Raw genomic sequence first — 25,087 nt, 5'->3', positions numbered from 1 at the left:
CGTCAAAGCATTAGGACTCATTCCATCCATGTCCCGTAAAGGAAACTGTCTAGATAATGCCCCAATGGAATCATTCTTTGGACATTTAAAGGATGAAGTAGATTACAAAGAAGCAAATAACTTAGCAGATTTAAAGAATATGATTGATGAATATATGGAGCACTATAACACGAATAGAAAGCAATGGACCTTAAAAAAGATGACTCCAGCAGCTTACCGGAGTCATCTCATCGCTGCGTAGAAAGCAGCATCTCTTTTTATTAAACTGTCTACTTTATAGGGCGCAGTTCAGGATGGCAGGTGCCTGCTTTTTTCTATACTTTTTTGATTTTCCGGTCAGGAACGATTTCCTCTTTGAACGATTTTATAAGTGATACCACGATCAGAAGCATAATGATTGTAAAAGGGAGCGCGGCAATAATTGATGCTCTTTGCAGAGCTTCTAACCCTCCAGTCCATAAAAGAATGGCTGCTGAAGCAGATTGAATAATACCCCAGACAAATTTAACTCTGTTGGAAGGATTCAGGCTCCCATTGGTTGTTTGCATACCCAGTACGAATGTGGCTGAGTCGGCGGAAGTAATAAAGAATGTGCTAATCAAGAAAATTGCCAATATAGATAGAACAGTGGAAAATGGAAAGTTGTCAAAGACTGTAAATAAAGCGACTTCCATTCCCTGCTGCTCTATCGAGTCCATTACTGGTTTTGCTTCAAAGAATTCAAGGTATATCCCTGTTCCTCCGAAAACAGAAAACCAGAGTGCACCAAAAATCGTAGGAACAGCCAGAACGCCGATAACAAATTCACGTATGGTCCGTCCGCGGGATATACGTGCAATGAAGGTTCCGACAAATGGTGCCCATGCAATCCACCAGGCCCAGTAAAAAATTGTCCAATCTTGAAACCAGGTCAGGTCCTGATCAAATGGACTTAATCTAAAGCTCATTGAAGGCAGATTTTGAAGATAGGAGCCGATTGTAGTTGTAAACAGGTCCATAATAAAGTTTGTTGGTCCAACAAATAGCAGGAAAAACATTAATGCTATAGCTAAAATAATGTTTATATTACTTAAGTATTTAATTCCTTTGTTTAAGCCAGTTTGGGCCGAAAGCATAAATAAAATGGTTACAATGGCAATAATCGTCATCTGTGTTTGAGTATTATTTTCTATACCGCCAAATGTTGCGGAAAGCCCCCCGGTAATTTGGATCGCACCAAGACCTAAAGAGGTTGCAACACCGAACACTGTTGCAAAAACAGCGATGAAATTTATAAATACGCCAAGCGGCCCGTCAACACGGTCGCCCAAAATGGGTCTTAAAATAGAACTGATAACACCAGGTGCTCCTTTTCTGAATTGAAAATATGCAAGAGCCAGAGCGATTACTGTATAAATCGCCCAAGGGTGCAGACCCCAATGGAAGAAGGAATACCTCATGGCAGCTCTGGCGGCATCTGGTGTCTGACCTTCCGAAAATGGCGGTGCATAGTAATGGTACATGGGTTCTGCGACTCCCCAGAACACTAGCCCAATCCCCATTCCTGCACTAAAAAGCATGGCAAACCAGGTCAAATAGTTATATTCTGGCCTGTCGGCGTCTTTTCCCAAACGAATATTTCCGTACTTGGAGAATATTAATAGGATAGAGAAAATTAAAAAGGCTGAAGCTGCTAATAAATAAAACCAGCCAAATTTCTCGAGGATAAAACCTTGTATGATTTGAGTTACTGAATCAAGGTTGCCTTTAGGCAATACACTTTGCGGGACAAGCCCCCATAAAATAAATAATGCTGTGAATATGACTGAGACCGTAAAAACGGGTGTCAGTTTCTTCATCAAATCCCTCCATAAATAATTTTTGAGCCCTAATTGAAAAAAACTTTAAAAACTCCCAGGCCAATATGAAAACATAAACGGGCAGAAAGAATCCGTGGATTGAAAGGAAGTTGACGGTGAATCAACTTCCCGAAAAAGGCCGATCGGTTCGATAAACGATTAGTGAAGATAAATGATAGCTCCATCTATCAAAAATTTCATTAAAAAAAGTTCATATCGAACCCATTTCGGGTAAAATCAGTAGATAAGGATAAAGGAGTCAAAAGGGGAACAACTCTTTAGCTTTATTAAGGCCATTGTTGATAATAACACTAATTGCGGTGGCTGAAAAGAAATATGCATTTAAGGGGGGCAACATGAGACAGATAAGTGTTATAGTTCTTTTTTCCTTAATTGTTGCATTGTCAGCATGCAGCAGCGAGACAGGGAAAGAAGCATCAGGAAAGATTAAACAAGCAGAAATTGATAAAACAGAAGAAACGATGGCTTCCGGGCAGGAAAAAAGCGCTAATAAAAATGATGAAATCAATAATAAAGAAGATGCCAATGCCGGGAAAATCCAAGAGGAATCAGAAATAGCTGAAGGGCCGCTGTATAAGTTAAATGAAAATAACTGGACGATTGAACCAATAGATCATGCGAGTCCGAGAGTTGTACTATTAACAATTGATGACGCTCCTGATACATATGCCCTGGAAATGGCGGAAACTTTAAAAAGGCTTGGGGCACCAGCAATCTTTTTTGTAAATGGGCATTTTATCGATACGCCAGAAGAGGCAAAAGTTTTAAAAGCTATTCATGATCTTGGTTTTTCTATTGGAAATCATACCTACAGCCATCCAAATTTGAAAAAACTCCCGGAAAAGGAGCAATATAAAGAAATTGTCGGACTTAACGACAGGATTGAGGAGATAATTGGAGAGAGGCCAAAGTTCTTTAGGGCACCATTTGGTTCTAATACTGACTACAGCAAAAAAATCGCAAGGGATGAAAAAATGCTTCTCATGAATTGGACTTATGGGTATGACTGGGAGAAGGATTATCAATCAAAAGAGGCATTAGCGGATATAATGGTCAACTCTCCATATCTGGTGGAGGGTGCAAATTTACTGATGCATGACAGGCAATGGACGAAGGATGCTTTGCAGGATATCGTAAAGGGCATACAAAACAAAGGGTTTGAATTTGTTGACCCTGCAAAGATCCAGACTGTGGATTAAAAAAGCATTGACATTTCCCTTGTAAGGTGAAGTGAAAGGAGCCTCTAGCTTGGCTCCTATTTCTTTTGTGGTTTTCTTGAAATATATCTGGATGCAATCGTTATAAGAGAAAAGAAAAATAAAAAGTAGCTAAAAAATGAAAAGAGAAAGGGAAGGATTTTATAGTCCGTTTCTTTTTCCATTGGTGAAGAAAACTTAATTTCAAGAGGATATAACTTTGAATTTTCCGGGAAAGATATATTTTGTTCAGCATAAGGGAAAGGTGCTCCAAATTTTACGTTTTGATTTGACTTCTCCGGTTTTTCCCCTACATATGAATTAAAAATAAATGGTGATATGATTGTAAATGCAAAGCTTAATATCCCTATGGTGATTATCTTTTTGCTGATCATGGTTCACCTCAATATTTGGGAAAAATAGAATAAGAACAGCAGTTATGCTGTTCTCCGCGTAAATAGTTTATCCTTATTTCCGGGGATAAAAATACATGACTCTTCCATTGAATAAATGCAATTCCCCTTTGAGCTTTTTAGCTAGGAATCTGCAAAACTCATTGGCTTTACCCTTATCTCCGAATGTAGCATTTTCAGGCAATGTTATTTGTATGTATGTTTGCTCCCGCTCAGTGCCATCTTCTTCCCTGATCATTTCTCTGTCAACCCCAAGCAATATAGCATTATAGCGATCGTGATTTGACAGGAGATAAAACCAGCTTCCTTTTCCTTCCGGCTTTTCTTTAATTTCATATGGAAAAGCGGCATCATTATATTGCCAGTCGATCTGGGCGCCTGTTTTTCCAGTAATGTCCTTAAAGTACAAGAAAAGTTCTTTGAGCTCTTCGGTAGTGATATCTTCTTTTGCTGATGAAGGAACAAGCTTTATATATGCATTAGCTGCCATCATCTTTCCCCCCAATATCCCAAATGAATTATTATAAAAAAAACACCCTATTTCATTCTAGCACTACATAAAATCTAATGACAACTTTAAATAAGAAGGAAAATTTAAAATACTTGTCAAAAAGAAAATAATAAATTATAATAAAATTCTAAATATTTAAAAATAAAAGGGAGGTATAATATGGAATTTTTCGAGAAGCTCTATGATGAGCATGAAAACGTAAATGTCCGCTTTGTAGGATTTACGACTGAAACAACCCGGTATGATTTTGGAATTGTTTATACGAACCTCTTCTTTTCAAAGCCTCTGGTTATTTGTATGCAAACTGGCCGCTCTACACTCCTCGACCCTAAAGATCTCGAAGATATCGAATACTTACAAAAAGCTTTTAAGCTCGATTTAATTGAACAGGCTGCAGATTTAAGTGAATTTTTCAGAGAAGCCATACCTGGTGCCCGTTTTGAAACCCAATATGAATAAATTTTTTTCAAAAAACAGACCCGAATGGTCTGTTTTTTTGTATTGTGACATACTATTGAAGAGAGAGTAAGGGAAGAAAAAATCAATAAATACCAAAAAATACTTTAAATATGTTATACAATTAGGCTTGAAATATTAATAGTGTTATATTATTATTGTTTTAAAGATGTTAAGCGCTTTCAAGTTTTATAAAATAACTCAATGAAAAGGAGAATGAAAAGATGGGTACAATCGTATGCCAGGCTTGCAATTCAACTATCGATCACTTTGAGGATGAAAAAGTAACTGTACTATATTCAAATAAATGCAATTGCTGCGACGGAGAAAAAACAAACAAAGCTAATAATAACCGTTAATAATAAAAGAGCCTATTCCGAAATGGAAAGGCTCTTTTGCGTTATCGAATGGCACGGTGCTCTTCAATGACACGCAGGTATTTAAAGTCGTAATCCTCTGGCCCTTGAACAGGAAGTCCGGCTTCCATATTCGTCTTAATATAACGGAGATTTTCCTTGGTAATAATCTCGCCTGGTATAAAAATTGGAATGCCGGGCGGGTATACCATGATGAATTCTGCAATAATTCTGCCCTCGGATTCATCAAATGGTACCAGCTCAGTATCTGCATAGAAGGCGTCACGAGGTGTTAAAGACAAAACAGGGATATTTGGAAGCAGAACTTGAGTTTCTAATTTCTCTGTGTTTCCTCGGCGTTCTTTTGCCAGTTCTGCAAGTGCGGAAACCAGGATATCGGCTTCTCTCTCTGTGTCTCCAGGTGTAACAATACACAGGATGTTATATAAATCGCTCATTTCTACTTCAATATTGTGTTTTTCTCTAAGCCAATTCTCAACATCAAATCCGTTCATGCCAAGTTCCTTAACAGATATGATCAATTTTGTCGGATCATAGTCATGGGCTGCTTTCGTTTCCAATATTTCTTCTCCGACGCAATATAAACGGTCGATTTCATTTATGCGGCTTCTTATCGACTGGGCTAATTCTATCGTTTTGCCAATAAGCTCTTTACCCTCAGTGGCCAGGCGTTTTCTTGCTACATCCAGAGAAGCGAGTAATAAATAAGAAGTTGAAGTAGTCGTCAGCATACTTAGAATGGATTGAACCCTTTTGGCTGAGACAAGATTACCTTTCATATTTAAGACTGAACTTTGCGTCATCGAGCCGCCAAGTTTATGAACAGAAGTAGCTGCAAGGTCTGCTCCCGCTTGCATGGCGGATAAAGGGAGTTCGTCATGGAAATGGATATGAACCCCGTGGGCTTCGTCAACTAGGACAGGTACATTATATGAATGGGCGATCTCAACAATTTTCTTTAAGTCTGCTGAAATACCGAAATAAGTTGGATTGATTACCAATACACCTTTAGCATCCGGATGGAGCTCAAGGGCTTTTGATACCGATTCTGTTGTAATTCCATGAGATATTCCCAGGTTTTCATCAATTTCCGGATGAATGAAAATAGGGGTTGCTCCTGAGAATACAATCGCTGACATTACGGATTTATGGACATTTCTAGGTACGATAATTTTATCTCCTGGGCCGCAGACGGCCATAACCATTGTCATAATGGCCCCGCTTGTTCCCTGTACAGAGAAGAATGTCCGATCAGCTCCAAAAGCTTCTGCAGCAAGCTCCTGGGCTTCTTTAATAATTCCTTTTGGCTGATGGAGGTCATCAAGCGGCCCAATATTGATCAAGTCAATGGCCAGAGCATTATCTCCAATGTATTCTCTAAATTCCGGGTCAATTCCAGTGCCTTTTTTGTGCCCTGGTATATGAAATTGGACCGGTTCCTTTTTTGCGTGTTCAAGTAAACCGCTGAATAACGGTGTTTTATATTGAGACAACTTATTCCCACACCTCTTTAGTTAATATTTCAAAATTCATGCATAAAACATTTGAATTATAGCATTATTCATCCCCTTTGCATAGAAAGATTTAACACCATTTTAAGCATATTTCACATGCCTTTTGCCCCTCTGAAAATTTGACTTGCATTTAGTTTAAGAAGTTAACAGGAAAATAAAACATAAAAATAGAAATAGAAGAATATTGACGAATGGAGGTATATAAAATGAATTGGAACACAAAGGTTACAGAAATGCTTGGCATCCAATATCCGATCATACAGGGCGGGCTTGCCCATCTGGCCTATTCTGAGCTTGCAGCTGCAGTTTCAAATGCAGGAGGGCTGGGTCAAGTCACTGCCATGTCCCTTAGCAGCCCGGAAAAGCTGAGAGAGGAAATACAAAAGGTTAAGAAGTTGACAGATAAGCCTTTTGGAGTTAATTTTGCTATTGGTCAGCATGGCCGTCCCTTTTCTGAATATCTGGATATTGCAATTGAAGAAAAAGTTCCTGTCATCTCCATGACAGGAGGGAATCCTGCTCCCATCTTTGACCAATTGAAAGGTGTAAATGTTAAGAAGCTGGTACTCGTAGCTGCAAAAAGGCAAGCGGTAAAAGCAGAGGAGCTTGGAGCGGATGCTGTGATGGTTGTTGGCCAGGAAGGCGGTGGCCATTTGGGCAGGGATGATATCGGCACTTTTGTTCTTGTGCCTCAGGTTGTTGATGCTGTTTCCATTCCGGTCATTGCTTCTGGAGGAATAGGGGATGGAAGGGGAATGATGGCAGCCTTAAGCCTTGGAGCCGAAGGCATTGAAATGGGAACTAGATTTGTAGCAACACAAGAATGCGTTCATGCATCTTCCTTATATAAAAACCGTCTTGTTGAAGGTGCAGAAAATGATACTATTGTTATAAAGAGAACAATCGGAGCCCCTGCAAGGGTAATAGCCAACACCTGGACTGAGAAAATCCTGGAAATTGAAAAGCAAAATGGCGGATATGAACAATTAAAGGATTACATAAGTGGGAATGCTAATAAGAAATATATTTATGAAGGTAATGAGAATGAAGGCTTTGCATGGGCAGGACAAGTAATGGGATTAATTAAGGATGTGCCGGCTGTTAATGAGCTGTTTAAGCGAATGATAGCCGAAGGAGAAGCGATCCGGAAAAAATGGTCTGAGTAACTTTTTTTTAACACCAGGATTAATTAACATAAATGAGGTGAAGTAAATGGAATACCAATACCCTATTGATCAAGATTGGTCTACAGAAGAGATTGTGGATGTGATAAAATATTTTGAAAGTGTTGAACAGGCATATGAAAAAGGAATTGAACGGGAACATTTTATGACTGCCTATAGGCGATTTAAAGAAATAGTCCCCGGAAAAGCCCAGGAAAAAAACATCTGCGATGAGTTCGAAGAGTTGAGCGGTTATTCATCTTACAAAACTCTAAAAGCAGCCAAAGAGTCTTCATCGGGCGATAAAATACGAATGAAGAAATAGCTGAGCTTATTAGATTATATAAAAAATCAAAACCCCAGCCCTCCCTGCTATCAGGAGAGTTGGGGTTTTTTCATATCAATTTATGATGTTTAAGCCATTTTGTATAGGGGTAATAAATTTCTAAATACAGAATCTGCTTTTTCAATAAATTGATCAGCCGGCATGCTTACGGCTTCTTCCCGCGAAATATGGAAGCCGCAAAGAATTTCAGCCTTCTTGACAGTTTGCAGGCGAACAAACATTGATTTTAATTCTTCTTTTGACAGCAGATTATGCGGAATAGCGGATGGTTTCGTATGATCACCAGACCAGACATAATCTTTAGGTATTTCGTTATATAATTTTTCCAGGCTGTCCTCGAATGCTTTACCGATTTCTTGTTTATTTGGTGCTTCATAGATGACAGCAAACCAAATGAATACATGTGTTTCCCATAAGCCAATCTGAAAATGCGGAAGCATTTTGTAGCCTCGCGCATTGCTGGCAAATGCAACCCAAGTATCATTTGGAGGATTTTTTGTTCGCCTTGCATGTTTAGCAACATGAGGAAACATTTCATCTCCAGATAACCCTGAAAGTGTAGAGGCGAAATGGCGTCCCAATTCTTCAAGCTTCGGTCTGATCGTTGACTTTAATGCTTCCATTCTGTCATCCAGGCCATTTATTTTAAAAACATCGAAATCTTCATTGGTAAATCCAGAAAATGACATAAGCTTACCTCCTAAATGCTTTGTCAAATATTGTAGCATAACCTCTGATTAATAAAGAAATGTTTAGCTTTATAGCTCTTTATAAATTGGGTATTTTTTACCGCAGTGCTGAATAGCAGGCACTTTGTTGTTGAGGGAAAGCGGTAATCCGCAATCGAGTTTAACTAAGCTAAATAAATGCTTGGGTTATCGCACAAATTAGTTGCAACTATGATTTACTCTTCATATGATAATAGTAAAAATAATCAGAAAACGAAATTGAATAATTGGAAGGGGTGTACTGTCTAATGAAACAACTTATGAATTCTGTGAAGAAAAAAGCCGGTGATAGAGAAAGGACAGCTGTTCTGAGACTGGAAATGGATTATGAATTGGCAACGTTATTTGATGCCATGACGGAGAAAAATGAAGAGTTAAAAAAGCAGACAAAACTAAAGCTAGAAAGAATCAGGCAGGAACTTCTAAGATTAAAAGCACTTTAATGGCGGATATTCTTGAACTGTGAAGCAAAGGAGAAAAGGCAGAAAAAATGCATATTGAAAGTAAGAACCCATAGAAACGAACTCCCTGATGTATTTGTGGAGTTCGTTTATTATTTTGGCTGATTTCGTAAAGTTTGTTGCTTTTCAAATGTTAATTAATTAAAAACAACAATTTATAATAAAAGTGCCTTTTTAATAAATGATTTGATGAAATCCTTTAAGCTATACAAATGATAAGCATACACATAGGAGAGTATATAACTTGAAGAACAAGGTTAATTCCTTTAAGCTATTTATATTTTAAAGATTTCCCAAACAATGGAGGGGAATCAAGCGGAGGGTGGACTGATTATGACGAATTGGAGCGAAATTGATACATATGCGAAATCGTGGGTTAAAGAAGCTGGTGAAAATATCCGTAAATCATTCAACAAAACATTGACTATTACAACCAAGTCAAATGCCAACGATTTAGTAACAGATATTGATCAGAGAACAGAGCAATTTTTTATAAAAAAAATTAATGAAAAGTATCCTGAGCACCAAATTCTGGGGGAAGAAGGATTTGGCGATAAGTTAAGCTCTACGGACGGAATTGTATGGATAATTGATCCTATCGACGGGACAATGAACTTCGTGCATCAGCAAAGAAACTTTGCCATTTCAATCGGCATTTATGAAAATGGCAAAGGGAAAATAGGGCTGATTTACGATGTTGTACATGATGAACTATATCATTGTATGAAGGGGCACGGCGTTTATATGGATGACTTAAAGCTCCCTCCTTTAGAAGAAACAGAGGTATCTAAAGCAATCATCGGGCTGAATGCTACTTGGGTAACGGAAAATAAACGAATTGATCCGTCTCTTTTAGCTCCCCTTGTTAAAAATGCACGGGGAACCCGTTCCTATGGCTCTGCGGCTATCGAGATGGCTTATATCGCCTCGGGAAGAGTAGATGCCTACATCACATTGCGGCTGGCTCCGTGGGATTTTGCTGCAGGTGTAATCATGATTGAAGAACTGGGAGGCATAGCCACTACTCTTAAAGGGGAACCGTTGAATTTGCTTGAAAATAATTCTGTTTTTGTTTCAAAACCAGGGCTTCATCAGGAAATAATGAAAGAATACTTAAACAATGGAAATTGGTAATTTATCCAGTCAATACATGGAAAATAAAGACTGGCCATTTTTCCTGCAGGCCATTAAGGATAGCCCTGAATGGGAAGAGGCTGAAAAAAGCGAATATAATATAAAAGAATACTTGGCCAGATATAGGAAACTTAATGGTGAATGGAGAATTTGGAGGCTAAATGGGGAACGGTCAGCCATCACTTACCATGTTGAATCATCCCCATCCAATCAAAAGCCGTGGCTAGGAACGATTCTTGTAAAGAAAGAGATGCGAAGGAAAGGAATCGGTATAGCTATAATCAGACATATATGCACCGAATTGAAAGGAAATGGCGAAAAATCCTTATTTGCTGGTGTTCCTGAAAGTCGATACATTTGGATTGATTTTTTATCTGATGCCGGATTTGAACAATTTAAAATGGAGACTTCCCCTGAAGGCCGGGATTTTTTGATAATGGTATGTCCCCTGTTATAATAAATGCTGTTTTCATAAAGCAATTTATGATAGAAGAGCTCTAAAAAAGCTGCAGCAATGGCTGCAGCTTTTTAGTTTGTTTGTCAACGCTTTATAGATGTACATTCAGGAAAGCTCCCAAGAATACCCCTCGCAGATAGGCGCTTCTGTTTTCTTACAGCAATCCGTCTTCTCTCATTTTCTTCTTTGTTTTAAACCCATATCCCATTACAAGAATTAACAGAATGATTGAAAAAACAATTCCGATTATGCTTCTTTCAGCAACCGCAACACCTATTCCCATCATGCATAGGGCTGCTCCGACCGCAAAAGCTAATAAAGGCCACTTGATATTTTTCATTGTATTTTACCCTCCCAGGCGGAGTATTTTATAAAAATGCTGGCGAAAAATATGTAGAGAGAATAGAAATTATCTAAATCATTGAGTTACAAACCCTTTTCAACATTATTTTACACAAAAAGCTTTTAGGTTTCTATAGTAATTGTGATATAATGTATCAGTTGTGAAAAATGTTGATAAAACGATTCAGTTTTTATAAATAGGAGGAAATCTTTTGAAACTAAGAGAAGATATTCGCAATATAGCTATTATTGCCCACGTTGACCATGGGAAAACGACTTTGGTTGACGAGCTTTTGAAACAGTCTGGCACGTTCCGGTCAAATGAGCATGTAGAAGAGCGGGCAATGGATTCAAATGATTTGGAAAGAGAACGAGGCATTACCATTTTAGCTAAAAATACTGCGGTTAAATATAAAGATACAAGAATAAACATCCTTGATACGCCAGGACACGCAGATTTTGGCGGTGAAGTAGAACGAATCATGAAAATGGTTGATGGTGTTTTATTGGTTGTTGATGCGTATGAGGGATGTATGCCGCAAACGCGTTTCGTGCTCAAAAAGGCATTGGAGCAAAAATTAACGCCAATCGTTGTAGTAAATAAAATTGACAAGGAATCTGCGCGTCCAACAGAAGTTGTTGACGAGGTAATCGATTTATTTATTGAACTAGGTGCAGATGAGGATCAATTGGAGTTTCCTGTCATCTATGCGTCAGCAATTGCCGGGACTGCAAGTACCACTCCTGACAAACAGGATGAAGATATGCATTCTCTTTATGAAGCAATTATTGATCATATACCAGCACCTGCCGATAACCGTGAAGAGCCGCTTCAATTCCAGGTTGCACTTTTAGACTACAATGATTATGTAGGCAGAATTGGGATTGGCCGTGTATTCCGAGGAACAATAAAGGTCGGCCAGCAAGTTGCCCTAATGAAGCTAGATGGTTCTGTTAAACAGTTCCGTGTTACGAAAATTTTTGGTTTCTTCGGTCTGAAGCGCGAGGAAATTCAAGAAGCCTATCCGGGAGATCTCATTGCTGTTTCCGGAATGGAAGACATCAATGTTGGGGAAACTGTCTGCCCTGTTGAGCATCAGGAAGCACTTCCTGTTTTAAGGATCGATGAGCCGACCCTGCAGATGACTTTCCTTGTAAATAACAGCCCATTTGCAGGAAGAGAAGGCAAGTACATTACTGCCAGAAAAGTTGAAGAAAGATTGCGTGCACAACTCGAGACAGATGTGAGTCTTCGTGTAGAAAACACTGATTCACCTGATGCATGGATTGTATCTGGACGTGGAGAGCTTCACTTGTCTATCCTTATCGAAAATATGCGCCGTGAAGGCTTTGAATTGCAGGTTTCCAAACCTGAAGTAATTATTAGAGAAATCGATGGTGTGCGCTGCGAACCGGTAGAACGTGTTCAAATTGATGTGCCAGAGGATAATACTGGTTCTATTATTGAGTCTATGGGTATGCGTAAAGGTGAAATGCTTGATATGACCAATAATGGAAACGGTCAAGTAAGGTTAACATTCAATGTTCCAGCTCGCGGACTAATTGGCTATTCTACAGAATTTATGACCCTTACTCGCGGATATGGTATTATCAATCACACATTTGACAGCTATCAGCCTGAAATTAAAGGGCAAATTGGCGGCAGAAGCAAAGGTGTACTTGTTTCAATGGAAAGCGGCAAGTCTTCCACATATGGTATTATGCAAGTAGAGGATAGAGGAACGATCTTTGTTGAACCGGGTACAGAAATATACGAAGGAATGATCGTTGGAGAACATACTCGCGAGAATGATCTGACAGTTAATATCACAAAAGTGAAGCATGCAACCAACATCCGTTCAGCTAATAAAGATCAAACAACGGTAATTAAAAAGCCGCGTATCATGACCCTTGAAGAAGCGCTGGAATACTTGAATGATGATGAGCTTCTCGAAGTAACACCAGAATCCATCAGGCTGCGCAAAAAAATTCTTGATAAAAATGAAAGAGAAAGATTAGCTAAGAAGAAGAAATACGCTGAAACAAACTAAGGCTAAGAAGGGGAGGAGAGAAGGATATGGATGTTTCACAACGCCTTTCTTTTTTCGCTGCTTTATTCAAAGTCGATGAAAATCCCACAACAGGGATGTGGCTTCTTTATATTACAATTGTCCTTTTGTCAATCCTGGTATTTAAATTAGGTTTTGCCAAAAAGCTGCCCATTGCCAAATCAGCTGTTATTTACACCTTCTTAATTTTGGGATGTACAATGCTGACTTTTCTCGGTGTATTTCTTCCAGTAGCAGAAGGCCTGGTTGTAGCTGCTTTAATCTTGATTATCTATAAAATTCGCCTTCACCAGGAAAAGAAGGAGCAGGCAAAGGCGGAATAACAGGGAGAGGCTGAGATGAAATCTTTGCAGGATTCACTGTATAACTGGCTAACAATAAAAATTGTCAGTGATAACCGGCCGGATGATACAGCAGCAGCAGAAACGGAAAAGATGTTTTTTGATATTCTCGGAGACGAACATCAGGTTTCTGATATTGAAGTTGAAAATGATGAAGTGATGTATTATGTACATTACACTAAGGAAGGGGAACGGAATAAAACCCGTTTTCCGCGTGAATTGATTGAAGTGATGCTCGATCAGATTCAAACTGAACCTGAGAAATATGTAAATTATCCTAATGATTAATTTAAAAGCCGCTCCTTAAACCGGGGCGGCTTTTTTACATGAGCATATTGCAAAGCTCCATATTAATATTAGAAGCTTAAGCGGTCCTGCAGCTGAAAATGAGCAATCTTACCATTCTTCCTCTTGGACTTTGCTTCGGTATAGTTTGAAATTTCCTGTATCAGCTCTTTTTTGCGTCTTTTCGGCGATTCTGGCTTCGCATGGTTTGCACATATATGTGTGGATGGGACGATTGCGCAGCCGTTTAGCCTGCAATGATTCATTTTCAATTGTTTCGATTTTGTCGCAAAGTACACATTTAACTCTCATAGGACACCTCAATTATTTTTGCTTAACTCTATTATAGTACATGTTCTGAGTGGATTCGAATGCTAATCAATATAAATTTGCAGCTTAACGGTATTTGGCCGAAGAAGTTGGTTCATATTAGTATAGGGGCATCTATTCGTTGGGAATCTGCTGAAGTTCATGTTACTTTCGGCATCATTTTTTTTGAGGTGCTTTGAGGGGAATCAACATGGAGAAAAGGCGGTTCTTTAAAGGCTGGATGTTTAATTGTTGAAAGTAAGGCATTATCATACTATTATGAATGTAGAAAAGGAGGGAAATGAATGGCAAATCAGGTAGAACCAAAATTAATTAAACCACTATTTGATGAACTGCAAAAAGAACGGTTTGTTACACTAGCCACTGTAGATCATGAAACAGGCGGTCCAAATGTAAGTGCGATTTCATGGGTATTGGCTAAAAATGAAGAAACAATTTATTTCGCTGTTGATAATCGTTCCAGAATCGTGCAGAACATAAACAGCAACCGTAAGGTAGTGCTGAATATTATAGCGAATGAATCTACATATTCCATAAGCGGAGAAGCGTCTGTGAAATCCGAAAGGATGGAAGGGGTTCCTTTGAAGCTTGCCCTTATGGAAATAAGTGTTAAAGAAGTACGTGATGTTATGTTTTATGGGTCTAAAATTACAGCAGAACCTCAATATGATAAAACGTATGATAAAGATGCTGCGGCACGCTTAGACAAACAAGTTATGGAAGCAATGAAAGAGGCTTAGTTCCCTATGGGAACTAAGCTTCTTTAGGATAAAAATAGTGCCAGGCCACAATACCAGTTCATGCCTGGTATAGCTGCCGGCACGCAGTTATTTATGGTAATTGGATTGTTTCTCCTGCTTTTGTTCGAGCTCTTTTTCCTGGTTGTTATTTAGTTTTTTCTTTGGATCTTCTGTTGCATTCTTTTCATTTTTCTTGCCTGGATCAACTAAGTCTGCCGGTACTTCGGGCATAAGCCTGCCGGCTATGTCCGCCAGTTCATTCATAATTCCTTGCAATGGCTCACCGTTTTGAATGTCTTGGGCAATTTCTCTTAACCGGGCGTTAATATCCGGATCGGCCACAATAATTGCTCTTGCGCCATGAGGGTCATTTTTTAAGCTCTCTGCAACAGAATACTTTATTGTCCCTACTTCGGATCTGTCCAGGTTCCTATTTACATCAATACCTACAATGGCGAATCTTCCGAGCACTACAGCTGTGGCATCGTTAACATTAGGTATTCTCGTTGCCAAATTAACCAGGTGTCTAGAGATTTGCTGACCTGTTTCCCTGTCAACTTCTTGAATCGCGCTATTCTTAACATTAATGGCATTTTGCTGTTCATGCTGTCCCTGTTCTCCTTGGGACTGGTTATTGTTTATTCCGCATCCAGATAAAAGAAAGGCTGAAAAGCATAATAATAACCATTTTTTCATATTTGACACCTCCAGGGCTATCAAAAATTTTTCCTGAAATAAGCTAAGCTGAAAATCTAATGACTCTTAATTATATTTCAGGTTAAGTAGGATTCTTTAATGATTATTGTGCAAAACTTCTTCTATCTTTATTCGGCAAAACATATATTTTACCAAGTTATATTTGTCCCACTGAATAGGAAGGCCTTGTTTCCCAATCATTCAACTTCTCATTGGGAATGAATACTATAAAATAAACAGCAAATTCAAATTGGAGTGCAAAAGGCTTAGATAAGCAAACCAGAAAGTCGGATAGACCACGCTTATGAAGTTTGAATAATAAAGACTCAAGAGGAGCAGGAGGCATCAGATTGAGTAAAATTTACGTTTTAGATACCAACGTCTTGTTGCAGGACCCTAATTCCATATTTTCATTCGAAGATAATGATGTAGTTATTCCAGCAGTAGTACTGGAAGAAGTCGATTCGAAGAAAAGGTATATGGATGAGATAGGCAGAAATGCAAGACAAGTATCCAGGCTGATTGACGGCATGAGAGAAACGGGAAAGCTTCATGAAAAAATCCCTCTTGAAAATGGCGGAAGCCTGCGTATTGAATTGAATCACAGATCATTTCATCAGCTGCAGGAAATTTTTGTCGAGAAAACAAATGACAATCGCATATTGGCTGTTGCGAAAAATTTGTCGCTCGAAGAAGAGACAAAAGAAAATGGACGAACAGTCATTTTAGTCAGCAAAGACGCTTTAGTACGGGTAAAAGCTGATGCTATTGGTCTGATATCGGAAGACTTTTTAAGCGATCGGGTAGTGGAAAATGATTCTCTCTACCCCGGTTTTTTGGAGGTTTATATAGGGCTTGATATATTGAACCGCTTTTATGAGAAGGGGGAATTGCCATTATCAGAAGTTGCTAACCATCCATTTTATCCAAATCAGTTCCTTGTAATGAAGGATGCCCTTGGCTCATCCTCCTCGGCTTTGGGAGTGGTTGATAAGAATGGAAAAAAAGTAAAAAAGCTAATTTTTGACCATGATCATATATGGGGAATTAAACCTCGCAATGTCCAGCAGACAATGGCATTGGAGCTGTTATTAAGAAATGATTTGCCTCTGGTAACGTTAATTGGAAAGGCTGGAACCGGGAAAACCTTATTGGCCCTGGCATCCGGCTTAATGCAAACAGAAGACTATGGACAATATAAAAAGCTGCTGGTTGCCCGGCCAATCGTTCCAGTAGGAAAGGATCTCGGCTTTCTTCCTGGTGAGAAAGAAGAGAAATTAAGGCCATGGATGCAGCCGATTTATGATAATTTGGAATACTTATTTAATGTGAAAAAACCTGGTGAACTGGATGCCATACTGGCAGGGATGGGGTCAATTGAAGTTGAGGCCCTGACCTATATAAGAGGAAGAAGCATTCCGGATCAGTTTATCATCATAGATGAAGCGCAAAATCTGACTAAACACGAAGTGAAAACAATTCTGACAAGAGTGGGGGAAGGAAGTAAAATTGTCTTAATGGGAGATCCGGAGCAAATCGATCATCCATACCTGGACGCTTATAACAATGGTCTCACTTATGTTGTTGAAAAGTTTAAAGATCAGGTGATTTCAGGCCATGTCAAACTTATCAAGGGTGAGAGGTCCGGCCTTGCACAGCTTGCGGCTGACCTATTATAAAGTAAGATACGCACAAACGGAACATGAGCGGTGATTCCGCTAAACTCTTGGAAAGTTCCTAAATAGAAAAGGGCGATGCTGCTGCCATCGCCCTCTTCGGTCATTCTACTCTAAATGCCTTCACTCGCTTAATAGGATTGTCTTTGTTGCTTCCATCACCCATAAATACATGAATAGGACCATCTTCTTTTAATGGTTTCCCATCCTTTGAAAACCCCAGTATTAAATCTTCTGCTTGAGATAAGGATAATTTAACTTCTCCATCCTCGCTTTCAATAATCAGGGACTCTGCAGTCTCATCGGGCTCTGCATTTAAGAGGAAAGGTTTAAAAGGTATGCCAAACGTTCCTGTCAAAACCTTTTCTTTTTCAAATTTTTTTTCTGTTTTTAAAGTTGGAGGAAAAACAGCGCCTTCCATTATCTCCCGATCCCAGTGTTTTGACACTTCTTTTGTATATTCCTCAAGTTCATTGCTGCTTTTAGATTCTAAATTAAAATAGGTATTTAAATCTACTCTCCGGTCATCAAAGATCCAGACTCCCGGGTCTAATGCTATCTTAAATTTTACTTTTCCTTTAAATGAGATAATATTTTCCATCTTAAATCCTCCTGGAGCTCGAATGACTCTTGAATTGCAAGCATATTTCAAGTATACAGATTTTTAGGCTTCTTGTCATACTTGCATTCTTCGAAATCGTTTGGGGTAAGCTAGCTAAATAATAAAAATGATCCCAGGAGGAGAAAAAAATGACATGCCACACGAGCGGGGATCTGCAGAAAATAGTTGATGAAGTATCTTCTTTAACAAAAGATGGACAAGTGGCCGACTATATTCCGGCACTTGCTGAAGTAAATAAAGATGACCTTTCAGTCGCGGTTTATAATGTTAAAGAGAATAGCTGCATTTATGCAGGAGATTATAAAAAGAAGTTTACCTTGCAAAGTATATCCAAAGTTTTGGTGTTAGCTTTGGCTATCCAGGATAGGGGCTATGACTATGTTTTTGACAGGGTAGGAATGGAGCCGACTGGAGATCCATTTAATTCGATTTCCAAGCTTGAGACATCTGTCCCTTCCAAACCGTTAAATCCAATGATCAATGCGGGAGCTCTTGCGGTTACAAATATGATTAATGGCGGAAGCTCTGCAGAAAAGTGGGCCCGAATTAGGGATTTTGTTCAACGCCTTGCCAGTGATAAAAATGTTTCTTGTGATGAAACTGTAGCGAAATCCGAATGTGAAACTTCATGGCTGAATAGGGCCCTCTGTTACTTTATGAAGCAGCATGGAGTCATCGATGGAAATGTCGAAGAATTAATGGACATATATACAAAACAATGTGCAATCGAAATGAATTGCTTTGATCTGGCAAGGATTGGTGCTGTATTTGCGCTAGATGGGCAGGATCCGGAGACAGGAAAAGTAATAATTCCTAAAGATATTGCGAGAGTCTGCAAAACGTTTATGGTTACATGCGGAATGTACAACGCATCAGGCGAGTTTGCCATAAAGGTTGGAATACCAGCTAAAAGCGGTGTATCCGGAGGAATTCTCGGTGTTGTGCCAGAACGGTGCGGCATTGGAATTTTTGGCCCGTCACTTGACAGCAGGGGGAATAGTATAGCTGGCATAAAATTACTGGAAATACTTTCGAATAAAAATAATTACAGTATTTTTTAAAAAAGCTTTTTCGTAAGGTTTGCTGCTTTTTGAAGGCGAACTTAGTTTAGCCAACTGAGTTGATTGTAGCGGAGGGCACTTGACTTCTCGAAAATGCCTTCGCATTTTCTTACGAAGCGGTGTTTCAACCTGCGGGAAAAGAGGGAAGAGTGAGTGTCCCGTGGTAAAATCAACGGGCAAAATACATAAACAAAAACAACAATCTATGAGAAAAGAGCCTTTAAAAAAGATTAAGTTTTAAGTAGGCCAGATCCGGTTAAAAAGCATTTCTTAGTGCTAATCCCTTATTATCCTTGCTTTTTTCCAAGCTTAAGTATAAAATTTATAGATAGGATAATCGCTCGGAAATGGAGGGATTGAAAGTTGGCTTCTGAAATGATTATAGATCATAAAGAAAAAGCAAGCGCTCTTTTAAAGGCAGATGCTGCTAAAATATTAAAGTTAATAAAGGTGCAAATGGATAACCTGACTATGCCCCAATGCCCTCTGTATGAAGAGGTGCTTGATACTCAGATGTTCGGTTTGTCCAGGGAAATAGATTTTGCTGTGCGTCTTGGATTAATTGAAGAGACCGAGGGCAAAGCTATTCTTGGTGAACTGGAAAGGGAATTGTCCATTCTTCATGAAGCTTCAGTAAAAAAATAAAAATAAAAAACTCAAACATTCTTCAGAGATTGTTTGAGTTTTTTTATAACTAAACAAAACGCTCGATAATGATAATTGCAGATCTTGCATCCTATTGGATGGAGTGGAAAGAAGATTAAGGTGATTCCTTTAAAATGCATTCGCTTTTTTCTTCTTGCTGTGCTTTTTTAATTTCTTCTGGGGGAAAGCTAAAAGCGGGGATCCTGCAGGCGGAGTATTGTACCGCCAGAAGGTTTTTTGAGCGACTGGAAAGGAAGTTAACAGGCATGTTTAAAAGTTTCAAATAAACAGGTATATAGTATAACTGCAAGAAAAGAAAATACATATTGGTATAACTTTATTTTAAATTAGTATGACATAATTGTGGATTTGTTTTAATTGTTATGTTACATTTAAATTAACTTTTCTTTTCTTCAAAGCAGGATATTTAATACTATAGTAGAATAAATAATAAACCTAGAAGATAAGGGAAGAGGGCTGGATGTTTAAAAAAATACTAAAATCATATGATTATACTTTGGTTGTTGCTGTAGCACTGCTGTCTGTTTTTGGCTTAATCATGGTTTTCAGTGCAAGTATGGTTACAGCTGTACAGATTTATGATCAGCCAAGCGATTATTTTTATAACAAACAAAAGATGCATTTAGTTTTTTCTGCAATAGCATTTATCTTTGTTGCTTTATTTCCATACAAAGCCATGCAAAGCAATAAATTTCTGGTACCCATGGTAGCTGCTTCGATATTTGGCTTAACTGCCCTGTTTATTTTTGGGAAAGTGGCAGGCGGAGCCTTGAGCTGGTTTGAAATTGGAAGCAGAAGCCTTCAGCCAGCAGAATTTGTAAAGCTTTCGGTTATCATATATTTAGCTGCAGTGTATGCAAAAAAGCAGCCATATATAAATGAATTTAATAAGGGTGTGCTTCCGCCGCTTGCTTATTTGATTCTTGCCACCCTCCTAGTTGCAATCCAGCCTGATTTTGGAACAGCCATGATTATTTGTGCTATAGCAGCAGCGGTTATTTTTACATCCGGCATGAATTTTAAAAATATTTTTAAGCTGGGTTTATTTGGGCTTTTGCTTGCTGCTCCATTTATCCTCCTATTAAAGGATAAGATTTTCGCTCCCTACCGCATGGGAAGGATTGAGGCTTTCAGAGATCCGTTTGGGTCGGAATTTGGCTATCAGCTGTCCAATTCTTATATTGCACTGGGTTCAGGCGGATTAAAGGGACTTGGTCTTGGGGAGAGTGTACAGAAGCTAGGCTACCTGCCTGAAGCTCATACAGACTTTATAATGGCTGTTATTGCAGAGGAACTGGGTGCTTTTGGAGTGGGGCTTGTCATTTTGCTTCTTGGGTATATTGTTCTGAAGGGGATCTTTATCAGTTTAAAATGCAAAGATGCTTTTGGCAGCCTGCTTGCAATCGGGATTTCCTCGATGATTGGGATTCAAGCTTTTATCAATCTTGCTGGCATCTCGGGAGTAACGCCTTTAACTGGTGTAACACTGCCTTTTATCAGCTATGGAGGTTCTTCACTGCTTCAGCTGTCCATAGCAATGGGTATTCTTGTAAATGTTTCAATGTTTGTTAATTACGAACAAAAATATAAGAATAAAAATGAGCAGCCAAAACCAGAGGCCATTCCAGTGACTACCGAGAAGCCATTTATAATCCGTAAATAAGCACAGAGTTACCTCAGTGCTTTTTAATAGATAAATCAGGGGGGAATATCCCTTCTGATCTATAAAAAGGTGCATCCTGTGAGGCATTACAGGTGCGCCTCAGCAAGCTTTATTCAGGTTAGCAAACGGGTGGTTTCCGCCCGGATTCAGCTTGACTTGGCAGAATATTGTTAAAAAATACATAAAGACGAGGTGTTTTTCTTGAGCCGAAGAATCAACAAGGTATTAGTAGCTAACAGAGGAGAAATTGCCATCCGTGTATTCCGTGCTTGCACAGAATTGGATATACGTACGGTAGCCATCTATTCTAAAGAGGATTCAGGATCGTATCATCGCTATAAAGCGGACGAAGCGTATTTGGTAGGGGAAGGCAAAAAGCCAATTGATGCATATCTCGATATTGAGGGAATTATTGAAATTGCTAAAAACAGTGATGTTGATGCTATTCATCCGGGGTATGGATTTCTGTCGGAAAATATAGTGTTCGCAAAACGGTGTGAAGAAGAGGGCATTATTTTTATTGGACCGACATCGAGGCATTTAGATATGTTCGGAGATAAAGTGAAAGCAAGAACACAAGCACAGCTTGCTGAGATTCCGGTTATCCCGGGAAGTGACGGCCCAGTTCAAAGTTTAGAAGAGGTCATCAATTTCGGGAAAAACTATGGATTCCCTATTATCATTAAAGCATCCCTGGGCGGTGGCGGAAGAGGCATGCGCATAGTAAGAAGCCTTGAAGAAGTTAAGGAATCCTATGAGCGTGCCAAGTCAGAGGCAAAAGCAGCATTTGGCAACGATGAAGTTTATGTTGAGAGATTCATTGAAAGGCCAAAACACATTGAGGTCCAAATCATAGGGGACCATGAAGGGAACATCGTTCACTTATATGAAAGGGATTGTTCTGTTCAAAGGCGCCATCAGAAAGTTGTGGAAGTTGCGCCATGCGTTTCCCTTTCAGAAACATTGAGGGATGATATTTGCCAGGCTGCAGTCAACCTTATGAAGAATGTTGACTATATTAATGCAGGAACAGTAGAATTCCTTGTATCTGGCGATCAGTTCTATTTTATAGAAGTAAACCCAAGGGTCCAGGTAGAGCATACGATTACAGAAATGGTAACAGGTGTAGATATTGTCCAAACGCAAATACTAGTTGCGGAAGGCCACTCACTGCATAGTAAAGAAGTGGGGGTTCCAAAACAGGAAAATATTCATATCCATGGGTTTGCCATTCAATCACGTGTTACAACTGAAGATCCTTTAAATAATTTCATGCCTGATACAGGCAGGTTAATGGCATACAGGTCCGGCGGGGGATTCGGCGTGCGTTTGGATGCAGGGAATGGTTTCCAGGGGGCAGTCATTACTCCTTATTATGATTCTCTGCTTGTAAAACTTTCGACGCATGCGATGACTTTCCAGCAGGCTGCATCTAAAATGGTCCGAAATCTTCAAGAATTCCGAATTCGAGGAATTAAAACGAATATTCCTTTCCTTGAAAATGTTGTTAAGCATGAAAAATTCTTAAAGGGAGAGTATGATACTTCCTTTATTGATGAGACACCTGAATTATTCCTGTTCCCAAAAAGAAAGGACAGGGGTACGAAAATGCTAAACTATATCGGGAATGTAACCGTTAATGGATTCCCGGGGATAGAAAAGAAAAAGCGCCCTGTTTTTGATGAGCCTAGAGTTCCAAAGATGAAATACAGTACTGGATTTCAGGATGGTACAAAGCAAATCCTGGATCAGCAGGGCCCAGAAGGCCTAGTAAAATGGATCAAAGAACAGAAGGAAGTCCTTCTGACTGATACAACTTTCCGTGATGCACACCAATCATTGCTTGCGACTCGTGTAAGGACAAATGATTTAAAACATATTGCTGAGCCAACTGCAAAACTGCTTCCTGAAATGTTCTCGTTTGAAATGTGGGGCGGAGCTACATTTGATGTGGCATATAGATTTTTAAAGGAAGATCCATGGGAAAGGCTGCTCACATTGAGAGAGAAAATGCCAAATGTCCTTTTTCAAATGCTCCTTCGTGCGTCGAATGCTGTCGGATATAAAAACTATCCGGACAATGTCATTAGGGAGTTTGTTGAGAAATCAGCATATGCAGGCATAGATGTATTCCGGATCTTTGACAGCCTTAATTGGGTGAAAGGCATGGAAGTTGCGATTGATGCTGTCCGCCAAAGCGGCAAGATTGCTGAAGCAGCGATGTGCTACACAGGAGATATTTCTGACCCAACAAGAACAAAATATGACTTAAACTATTACAAAAATCTTGCAAAAGAGCTTGAAAACCAGGGAGCACACATACTCGCTATAAAAGATATGGCAGGTTTGCTAAAGCCGCAGTCTGCTTACAGGCTTATTTCTGAACTAAAAGAAACAGTGGACATTCCAATCCATCTTCATACACATGATACAAGCGGAAACGGAATTTACACTTATGCAAAAGCAATTGAAGCTGGAGTTGATATTGTAGACACAGCCTTAAGCACAATGGCTGGCCTAACTTCACAGCCAAGTGCAAACTCCCTTTACTATGCGCTGGAAGGCACTGACAGAAAGCCAAATGTTAACATCCAGGCTTTAGAGCAGCTTTCCTATTATTGGGAAGATGTCCGCAAATACTACGAGGACTTTGAAAGCGGCATGAAGGCTCCTCATTCGGAAATCTACCAGCATGAGATGCCGGGCGGCCAATACAGTAATCTTCAGCAGCAGGCTAAAGCTGTTGGCCTTGGCGACAAGTGGGATGAAGTAAAGGAAATGTATTCCCGTGTGAATCATATGTTTGGGGATATTGTAAAAGTAACACCTTCTTCAAAGGTAGTAGGGGACATGGCCCTCTTTATGGTCCAGAATCAGCTTACAGAGCAGGACGTTTTGAATAAAGGGCAGTCACTTGATTTCCCTGATTCAGTAGTTGAATTGTTCGAAGGATATTTGGGACAGCCATACGGAGGTTTCCCTGAGGAGCTTCAGAAAGTAATCCTCAAGGACAGGAAACCGATAACTGTCCGCCCTGGCGAACTTCTCGAAGATGTTGATTTTGATGCCTTAAAAGAAAAGCTATTTAAAGAACTGGGCAGGCAGGTAACGAGTTTTGAAGCAATTGCATATGCCTTGTATCCAAAGGTATTTATGGATTATGTCAAAACATGTGAGCAATTTGGTGATATATCTGTTCTGGATACGCCAACATTCCTTTATGGCCTAAGACTTGGAGAAGAAGTAGAAATTGAAATTGAAACAGGAAAAACCTTGATAGTTAAATTGGTTTCAATCGGGCAGCCACAGGCAGATGGGACAAGGATTGTCTATTTTGAGCTTAATGGACAGCCGCGAGAAGTCAGCATAAAGGATGAAAGCATTAAATCAACAGTCGTTTCAAAGGTGAAAGCAGATCCTCACAATGAAAACCATATTGCTGCCAGTATGCCTGGGACAGTGATAAAAGTAGTCGTTGAAAAGGGTGAAAAAGTAGAAAAAGGCGATCATTTGATGATCACTGAAGCAATGAAAATGGAAACAACTGTACAGGCGCCATATTCAGGAACGGTTAAGGACATTTTTGTTGGAAACGGTGAAGCGATCCAAACTGGCGACCTTTTGATTGAACTATCAAAATAAAATAGAAAAGAGCTTCGGCCAGTGAACTGTGCCCCAGTTTACGGACAGTTTTAAAAAAGTACCTATGCTGCTAGTAGATGACCCCGGTATTGTACCGGGGTCATTTTATTTAAGCCCCATTGATACCTGTGATGGTTATATTCCTTGATTATTCGATCCACTTCTATTTTTACATCTCTTAAATTATCTAAGGATTTATACTCTGCTAAATCTTTAAAGTGTCCAAAGAAACTTTCCATGGGTGCGTTATCCCAACAGTTTCCCTTTCGGGACATTGATTGGGTTAAGCCAAGTTTCTTTACTTTGCTTTGGAATAGGGGATGAGTATAGTGAAAACCT

27 protein-coding genes are annotated in these 25,087 nt (G+C 39.3%); 18 read left to right on the top strand and 9 right to left on the bottom strand.

Annotated features, from left to right (window positions below):
- On the top strand, nucleotides 1-241 hold a 241-nt coding region (locus tag L634_RS0121835), incomplete at its 5' end, for an IS3 family transposase (RefSeq protein ID WP_026584280.1).
- 73 nt (nucleotides 242-314) lie between these two features.
- Here the strand turns inward: L634_RS0121835 and L634_RS0121830 are convergent.
- On the bottom strand, nucleotides 315-1,838 hold the full coding sequence (locus tag L634_RS0121830) for a glycine betaine uptake BCCT transporter (protein ID WP_026584279.1): 1,524 nt from the start codon (nucleotides 1,836-1,838) through the stop codon (nucleotides 315-317).
- A gap of 356 nt (nucleotides 1,839-2,194) precedes the next feature.
- Here L634_RS0121830 and L634_RS0121825 point away from each other — a divergent pair, with 356 nt between their 5' ends.
- Nucleotides 2,195-3,058 carry a polysaccharide deacetylase family protein gene (locus tag L634_RS0121825; RefSeq protein ID WP_026584278.1) on the top strand — a complete coding sequence of 288 codons (864 nt, stop codon included), beginning with the start codon at nucleotides 2,195-2,197 and terminating at the stop codon, nucleotides 3,056-3,058.
- A gap of 465 nt (nucleotides 3,059-3,523) precedes the next feature.
- On the opposite strand, the gene L634_RS0121815 is transcribed toward L634_RS0121825, so the two are convergent.
- Nucleotides 3,524-3,958 carry a DUF1885 family protein gene (locus L634_RS0121815; protein WP_026584276.1) on the bottom strand — a complete coding sequence of 145 codons (435 nt, stop codon included), beginning with the start codon at nucleotides 3,956-3,958 and terminating at the stop codon, nucleotides 3,524-3,526.
- Between the two features lie 180 nt (nucleotides 3,959-4,138).
- Here L634_RS0121815 and L634_RS0121810 point away from each other — a divergent pair, with 180 nt between their 5' ends.
- Both L634_RS0121810 and L634_RS32920 read left to right on the top strand, forming a co-directional pair.
- On the top strand, nucleotides 4,139-4,438 hold the full coding sequence (locus tag L634_RS0121810; RefSeq protein WP_026584275.1) for a DUF3055 domain-containing protein: 300 nt from the start codon (nucleotides 4,139-4,141) through the stop codon (nucleotides 4,436-4,438).
- Nucleotides 4,439-4,659: 221 nt separating this feature from the next.
- On the top strand, nucleotides 4,660-4,794 hold the full coding sequence (locus tag L634_RS32920; protein WP_084028963.1) for a GapA-binding peptide SR1P: 135 nt from the start codon (nucleotides 4,660-4,662) through the stop codon (nucleotides 4,792-4,794).
- A 41-nt stretch (nucleotides 4,795-4,835) separates the two neighbouring features.
- Here the strand turns inward: L634_RS32920 and L634_RS0121805 are convergent, their stop codons facing one another.
- Entirely contained in the window at nucleotides 4,836-6,305 is a 1,470-nt protein-coding gene (locus L634_RS0121805) for an aminotransferase class I/II-fold pyridoxal phosphate-dependent enzyme (RefSeq protein WP_026584274.1), read from the bottom strand.
- Between the two features lie 227 nt (nucleotides 6,306-6,532).
- Here L634_RS0121805 and L634_RS0121800 point away from each other — a divergent pair, with 227 nt between their 5' ends.
- Nucleotides 6,533-7,492: an NAD(P)H-dependent flavin oxidoreductase gene (locus tag L634_RS0121800; protein WP_026584273.1), complete on the top strand. Its 960-nt coding sequence runs from the start codon at nucleotides 6,533-6,535 to the stop codon at nucleotides 7,490-7,492.
- 46 nt (nucleotides 7,493-7,538) lie between these two features.
- The gene (locus tag L634_RS0121795; protein WP_026584272.1) at nucleotides 7,539-7,814 is read left to right on the top strand and encodes a UPF0223 family protein; all 276 of its coding nucleotides are present in this window, start codon (nucleotides 7,539-7,541) and stop codon (nucleotides 7,812-7,814) included.
- Between the two features lie 89 nt (nucleotides 7,815-7,903).
- On the opposite strand, the gene L634_RS0121790 is transcribed toward L634_RS0121795, so the two are convergent.
- Entirely contained in the window at nucleotides 7,904-8,524 is a 621-nt protein-coding gene (locus L634_RS0121790) for a YktB family protein (RefSeq protein WP_026584271.1), read from the bottom strand.
- 287 nt (nucleotides 8,525-8,811) lie between these two features.
- Here L634_RS0121790 and L634_RS0121785 point away from each other — a divergent pair, with 287 nt between their 5' ends.
- From L634_RS0121785 to L634_RS0121775, 3 genes are all read left to right on the top strand, one after another.
- Nucleotides 8,812-9,006, top strand: coding sequence for a hypothetical protein (locus L634_RS0121785; protein ID WP_026584270.1), 195 nt, complete (start codon nucleotides 8,812-8,814; stop codon nucleotides 9,004-9,006).
- A gap of 351 nt (nucleotides 9,007-9,357) precedes the next feature.
- Nucleotides 9,358-10,158 carry an inositol monophosphatase family protein gene (locus L634_RS0121780; RefSeq protein WP_026584269.1) on the top strand — a complete coding sequence of 267 codons (801 nt, stop codon included), beginning with the start codon at nucleotides 9,358-9,360 and terminating at the stop codon, nucleotides 10,156-10,158.
- Nucleotides 10,145-10,615, top strand: coding sequence for a GNAT family N-acetyltransferase (locus L634_RS0121775; RefSeq protein ID WP_026584268.1), 471 nt, complete (start codon nucleotides 10,145-10,147; stop codon nucleotides 10,613-10,615). The genes L634_RS0121780 and L634_RS0121775 overlap by 14 nt, the downstream gene beginning before the upstream one ends.
- Nucleotides 10,616-10,769: 154 nt before the next feature.
- Here L634_RS0121775 and L634_RS0121770 read toward each other — a convergent pair whose 3' ends face one another.
- Complete coding sequence (locus L634_RS0121770; RefSeq protein WP_026584267.1) at nucleotides 10,770-10,955, bottom strand: YlaF family protein; 186 nt, start codon at nucleotides 10,953-10,955, stop codon at nucleotides 10,770-10,772.
- A gap of 214 nt (nucleotides 10,956-11,169) precedes the next feature.
- Here L634_RS0121770 and typA point away from each other — a divergent pair, with 214 nt between their 5' ends.
- The 3 genes from typA to L634_RS0121755 are packed head-to-tail and all read left to right on the top strand — an operon-like array spanning nucleotide 11,170 to nucleotide 13,655.
- Nucleotides 11,170-13,008 carry a translational GTPase TypA gene (typA, locus tag L634_RS0121765; RefSeq protein WP_026584266.1) on the top strand — a complete coding sequence of 613 codons (1,839 nt, stop codon included), beginning with the start codon at nucleotides 11,170-11,172 and terminating at the stop codon, nucleotides 13,006-13,008.
- A gap of 26 nt (nucleotides 13,009-13,034) precedes the next feature.
- The gene (locus L634_RS0121760) at nucleotides 13,035-13,349 is read left to right on the top strand and encodes a YlaH-like family protein (protein WP_026584265.1); all 315 of its coding nucleotides are present in this window, start codon (nucleotides 13,035-13,037) and stop codon (nucleotides 13,347-13,349) included.
- Between the two features lie 15 nt (nucleotides 13,350-13,364).
- A complete protein-coding gene (locus L634_RS0121755) occupies nucleotides 13,365-13,655 on the top strand; it encodes a hypothetical protein (RefSeq protein WP_026584264.1) in 291 nt (96 codons plus the stop codon).
- A 108-nt stretch (nucleotides 13,656-13,763) separates the two neighbouring features.
- On the opposite strand, the gene L634_RS0121750 is transcribed toward L634_RS0121755, so the two are convergent.
- Nucleotides 13,764-13,964 carry a YlaI family protein gene (locus L634_RS0121750; protein ID WP_084028962.1) on the bottom strand — a complete coding sequence of 67 codons (201 nt, stop codon included), beginning with the start codon at nucleotides 13,962-13,964 and terminating at the stop codon, nucleotides 13,764-13,766.
- Between the two features lie 302 nt (nucleotides 13,965-14,266).
- On the opposite strand from L634_RS0121750, the gene L634_RS0121740 reads away from it, so the two are divergent.
- Nucleotides 14,267-14,722, top strand: a complete 456-nt coding sequence (locus L634_RS0121740; RefSeq protein ID WP_026584262.1) for a pyridoxamine 5'-phosphate oxidase family protein — start codon at nucleotides 14,267-14,269, stop codon at nucleotides 14,720-14,722.
- 87 nt (nucleotides 14,723-14,809) lie between these two features.
- Here L634_RS0121740 and L634_RS0121735 read toward each other — a convergent pair whose 3' ends face one another.
- On the bottom strand, nucleotides 14,810-15,418 hold the full coding sequence (locus L634_RS0121735; RefSeq protein ID WP_026584261.1) for a YhcN/YlaJ family sporulation lipoprotein: 609 nt from the start codon (nucleotides 15,416-15,418) through the stop codon (nucleotides 14,810-14,812).
- A gap of 350 nt (nucleotides 15,419-15,768) precedes the next feature.
- Here L634_RS0121735 and L634_RS0121730 point away from each other — a divergent pair, with 350 nt between their 5' ends.
- Nucleotides 15,769-17,097, top strand: a complete 1,329-nt coding sequence (locus tag L634_RS0121730) for a PhoH family protein (protein ID WP_026584260.1) — start codon at nucleotides 15,769-15,771, stop codon at nucleotides 17,095-17,097.
- 100 nt (nucleotides 17,098-17,197) lie between these two features.
- Here the strand turns inward: L634_RS0121730 and L634_RS0121725 are convergent, their stop codons facing one another.
- Complete coding sequence (locus tag L634_RS0121725; RefSeq protein ID WP_026584259.1) at nucleotides 17,198-17,695, bottom strand: hypothetical protein; 498 nt, start codon at nucleotides 17,693-17,695, stop codon at nucleotides 17,198-17,200.
- Nucleotides 17,696-17,844: 149 nt separating this feature from the next.
- Between L634_RS0121725 and glsA the strand changes: the two genes are divergently transcribed.
- The 4 genes from glsA (at nucleotide 17,845) to pyc (ending at nucleotide 24,748) form a co-directional block, all read left to right on the top strand.
- Nucleotides 17,845-18,777 (top strand): glutaminase A, encoded by a 933-nt coding sequence (glsA, locus tag L634_RS0121720; protein WP_026584258.1) that lies wholly within the window; start codon nucleotides 17,845-17,847, stop codon nucleotides 18,775-18,777.
- Nucleotides 18,778-19,140: 363 nt separating this feature from the next.
- Entirely contained in the window at nucleotides 19,141-19,422 is a 282-nt protein-coding gene (locus tag L634_RS0121715) for a YlaN family protein (protein WP_026584257.1), read from the top strand.
- Nucleotides 19,423-19,903: 481 nt separating this feature from the next.
- The gene (locus tag L634_RS0121705) at nucleotides 19,904-21,106 is read left to right on the top strand and encodes an FtsW/RodA/SpoVE family cell cycle protein (RefSeq protein WP_026584256.1); all 1,203 of its coding nucleotides are present in this window, start codon (nucleotides 19,904-19,906) and stop codon (nucleotides 21,104-21,106) included.
- 201 nt (nucleotides 21,107-21,307) lie between these two features.
- Nucleotides 21,308-24,748 carry a pyruvate carboxylase gene (gene pyc, locus L634_RS0121700; protein WP_026584255.1) on the top strand — a complete coding sequence of 1,147 codons (3,441 nt, stop codon included), beginning with the start codon at nucleotides 21,308-21,310 and terminating at the stop codon, nucleotides 24,746-24,748.
- A gap of 62 nt (nucleotides 24,749-24,810) precedes the next feature.
- Here pyc and L634_RS0121695 read toward each other — a convergent pair.
- A partial coding sequence (locus L634_RS0121695; RefSeq protein ID WP_026584254.1) for an integrase core domain-containing protein occupies nucleotides 24,811-25,087 on the bottom strand: 277 nt, incomplete at its 5' end.

Source organism: Bacillus sp. J33, from assembly GCF_000518885.1.
In the GTDB taxonomy this organism is placed as follows: Bacteria; Bacillota; Bacilli; order Bacillales; family Cytobacillaceae; genus Cytobacillus.
The sequence above is the reverse complement of the archived record's forward strand: the minus strand, read 5'-3'. Positions and strand labels throughout refer to the sequence as shown.

Bases quoted from the DNA above. Each gene is read 5' to 3' on its own strand.
- L634_RS0121830 (WP_026584279.1), bottom strand. From the start codon at position 1,838: ATGAAGAAACTGACACCCGTTTTTACGGTCTCAGTCATATTCACAGCA.
- L634_RS0121825 (WP_026584278.1), top strand. From the start codon at position 2,195: ATGAGACAGATAAGTGTTATAGTTCTTTTTTCCTTAATTGTTGCATTG.
- L634_RS0121815 (WP_026584276.1), bottom strand. From the start codon at position 3,958: ATGGCAGCTAATGCATATATAAAGCTTGTTCCTTCATCAGCAAAAGAA.
- L634_RS0121810 (WP_026584275.1), top strand. From the start codon at position 4,139: ATGGAATTTTTCGAGAAGCTCTATGATGAGCATGAAAACGTAAATGTC.
- L634_RS32920 (WP_084028963.1), top strand. From the start codon at position 4,660: ATGGGTACAATCGTATGCCAGGCTTGCAATTCAACTATCGATCACTTT.
- L634_RS0121800 (WP_026584273.1), top strand. From the start codon at position 6,533: ATGAATTGGAACACAAAGGTTACAGAAATGCTTGGCATCCAATATCCG.
- L634_RS0121795 (WP_026584272.1), top strand. From the start codon at position 7,539: ATGGAATACCAATACCCTATTGATCAAGATTGGTCTACAGAAGAGATT.
- L634_RS0121790 (WP_026584271.1), bottom strand. From the start codon at position 8,524: ATGTCATTTTCTGGATTTACCAATGAAGATTTCGATGTTTTTAAAATA.
- L634_RS0121785 (WP_026584270.1), top strand. From the start codon at position 8,812: ATGAAACAACTTATGAATTCTGTGAAGAAAAAAGCCGGTGATAGAGAA.
- L634_RS0121780 (WP_026584269.1), top strand. From the start codon at position 9,358: ATGACGAATTGGAGCGAAATTGATACATATGCGAAATCGTGGGTTAAA.
- L634_RS0121775 (WP_026584268.1), top strand. From the start codon at position 10,145: ATGGAAATTGGTAATTTATCCAGTCAATACATGGAAAATAAAGACTGG.
- L634_RS0121770 (WP_026584267.1), bottom strand. From the start codon at position 10,955: ATGAAAAATATCAAGTGGCCTTTATTAGCTTTTGCGGTCGGAGCAGCC.
- L634_RS0121760 (WP_026584265.1), top strand. From the start codon at position 13,035: ATGGATGTTTCACAACGCCTTTCTTTTTTCGCTGCTTTATTCAAAGTC.
- L634_RS0121755 (WP_026584264.1), top strand. From the start codon at position 13,365: ATGAAATCTTTGCAGGATTCACTGTATAACTGGCTAACAATAAAAATT.
- L634_RS0121750 (WP_084028962.1), bottom strand. From the start codon at position 13,964: ATGAGAGTTAAATGTGTACTTTGCGACAAAATCGAAACAATTGAAAAT.
- L634_RS0121740 (WP_026584262.1), top strand. From the start codon at position 14,267: ATGGCAAATCAGGTAGAACCAAAATTAATTAAACCACTATTTGATGAA.
- L634_RS0121735 (WP_026584261.1), bottom strand. From the start codon at position 15,418: ATGAAAAAATGGTTATTATTATGCTTTTCAGCCTTTCTTTTATCTGGA.
- L634_RS0121725 (WP_026584259.1), bottom strand. From the start codon at position 17,695: ATGGAAAATATTATCTCATTTAAAGGAAAAGTAAAATTTAAGATAGCA.
- glsA (WP_026584258.1), top strand. From the start codon at position 17,845: ATGACATGCCACACGAGCGGGGATCTGCAGAAAATAGTTGATGAAGTA.
- L634_RS0121705 (WP_026584256.1), top strand. From the start codon at position 19,904: ATGTTTAAAAAAATACTAAAATCATATGATTATACTTTGGTTGTTGCT.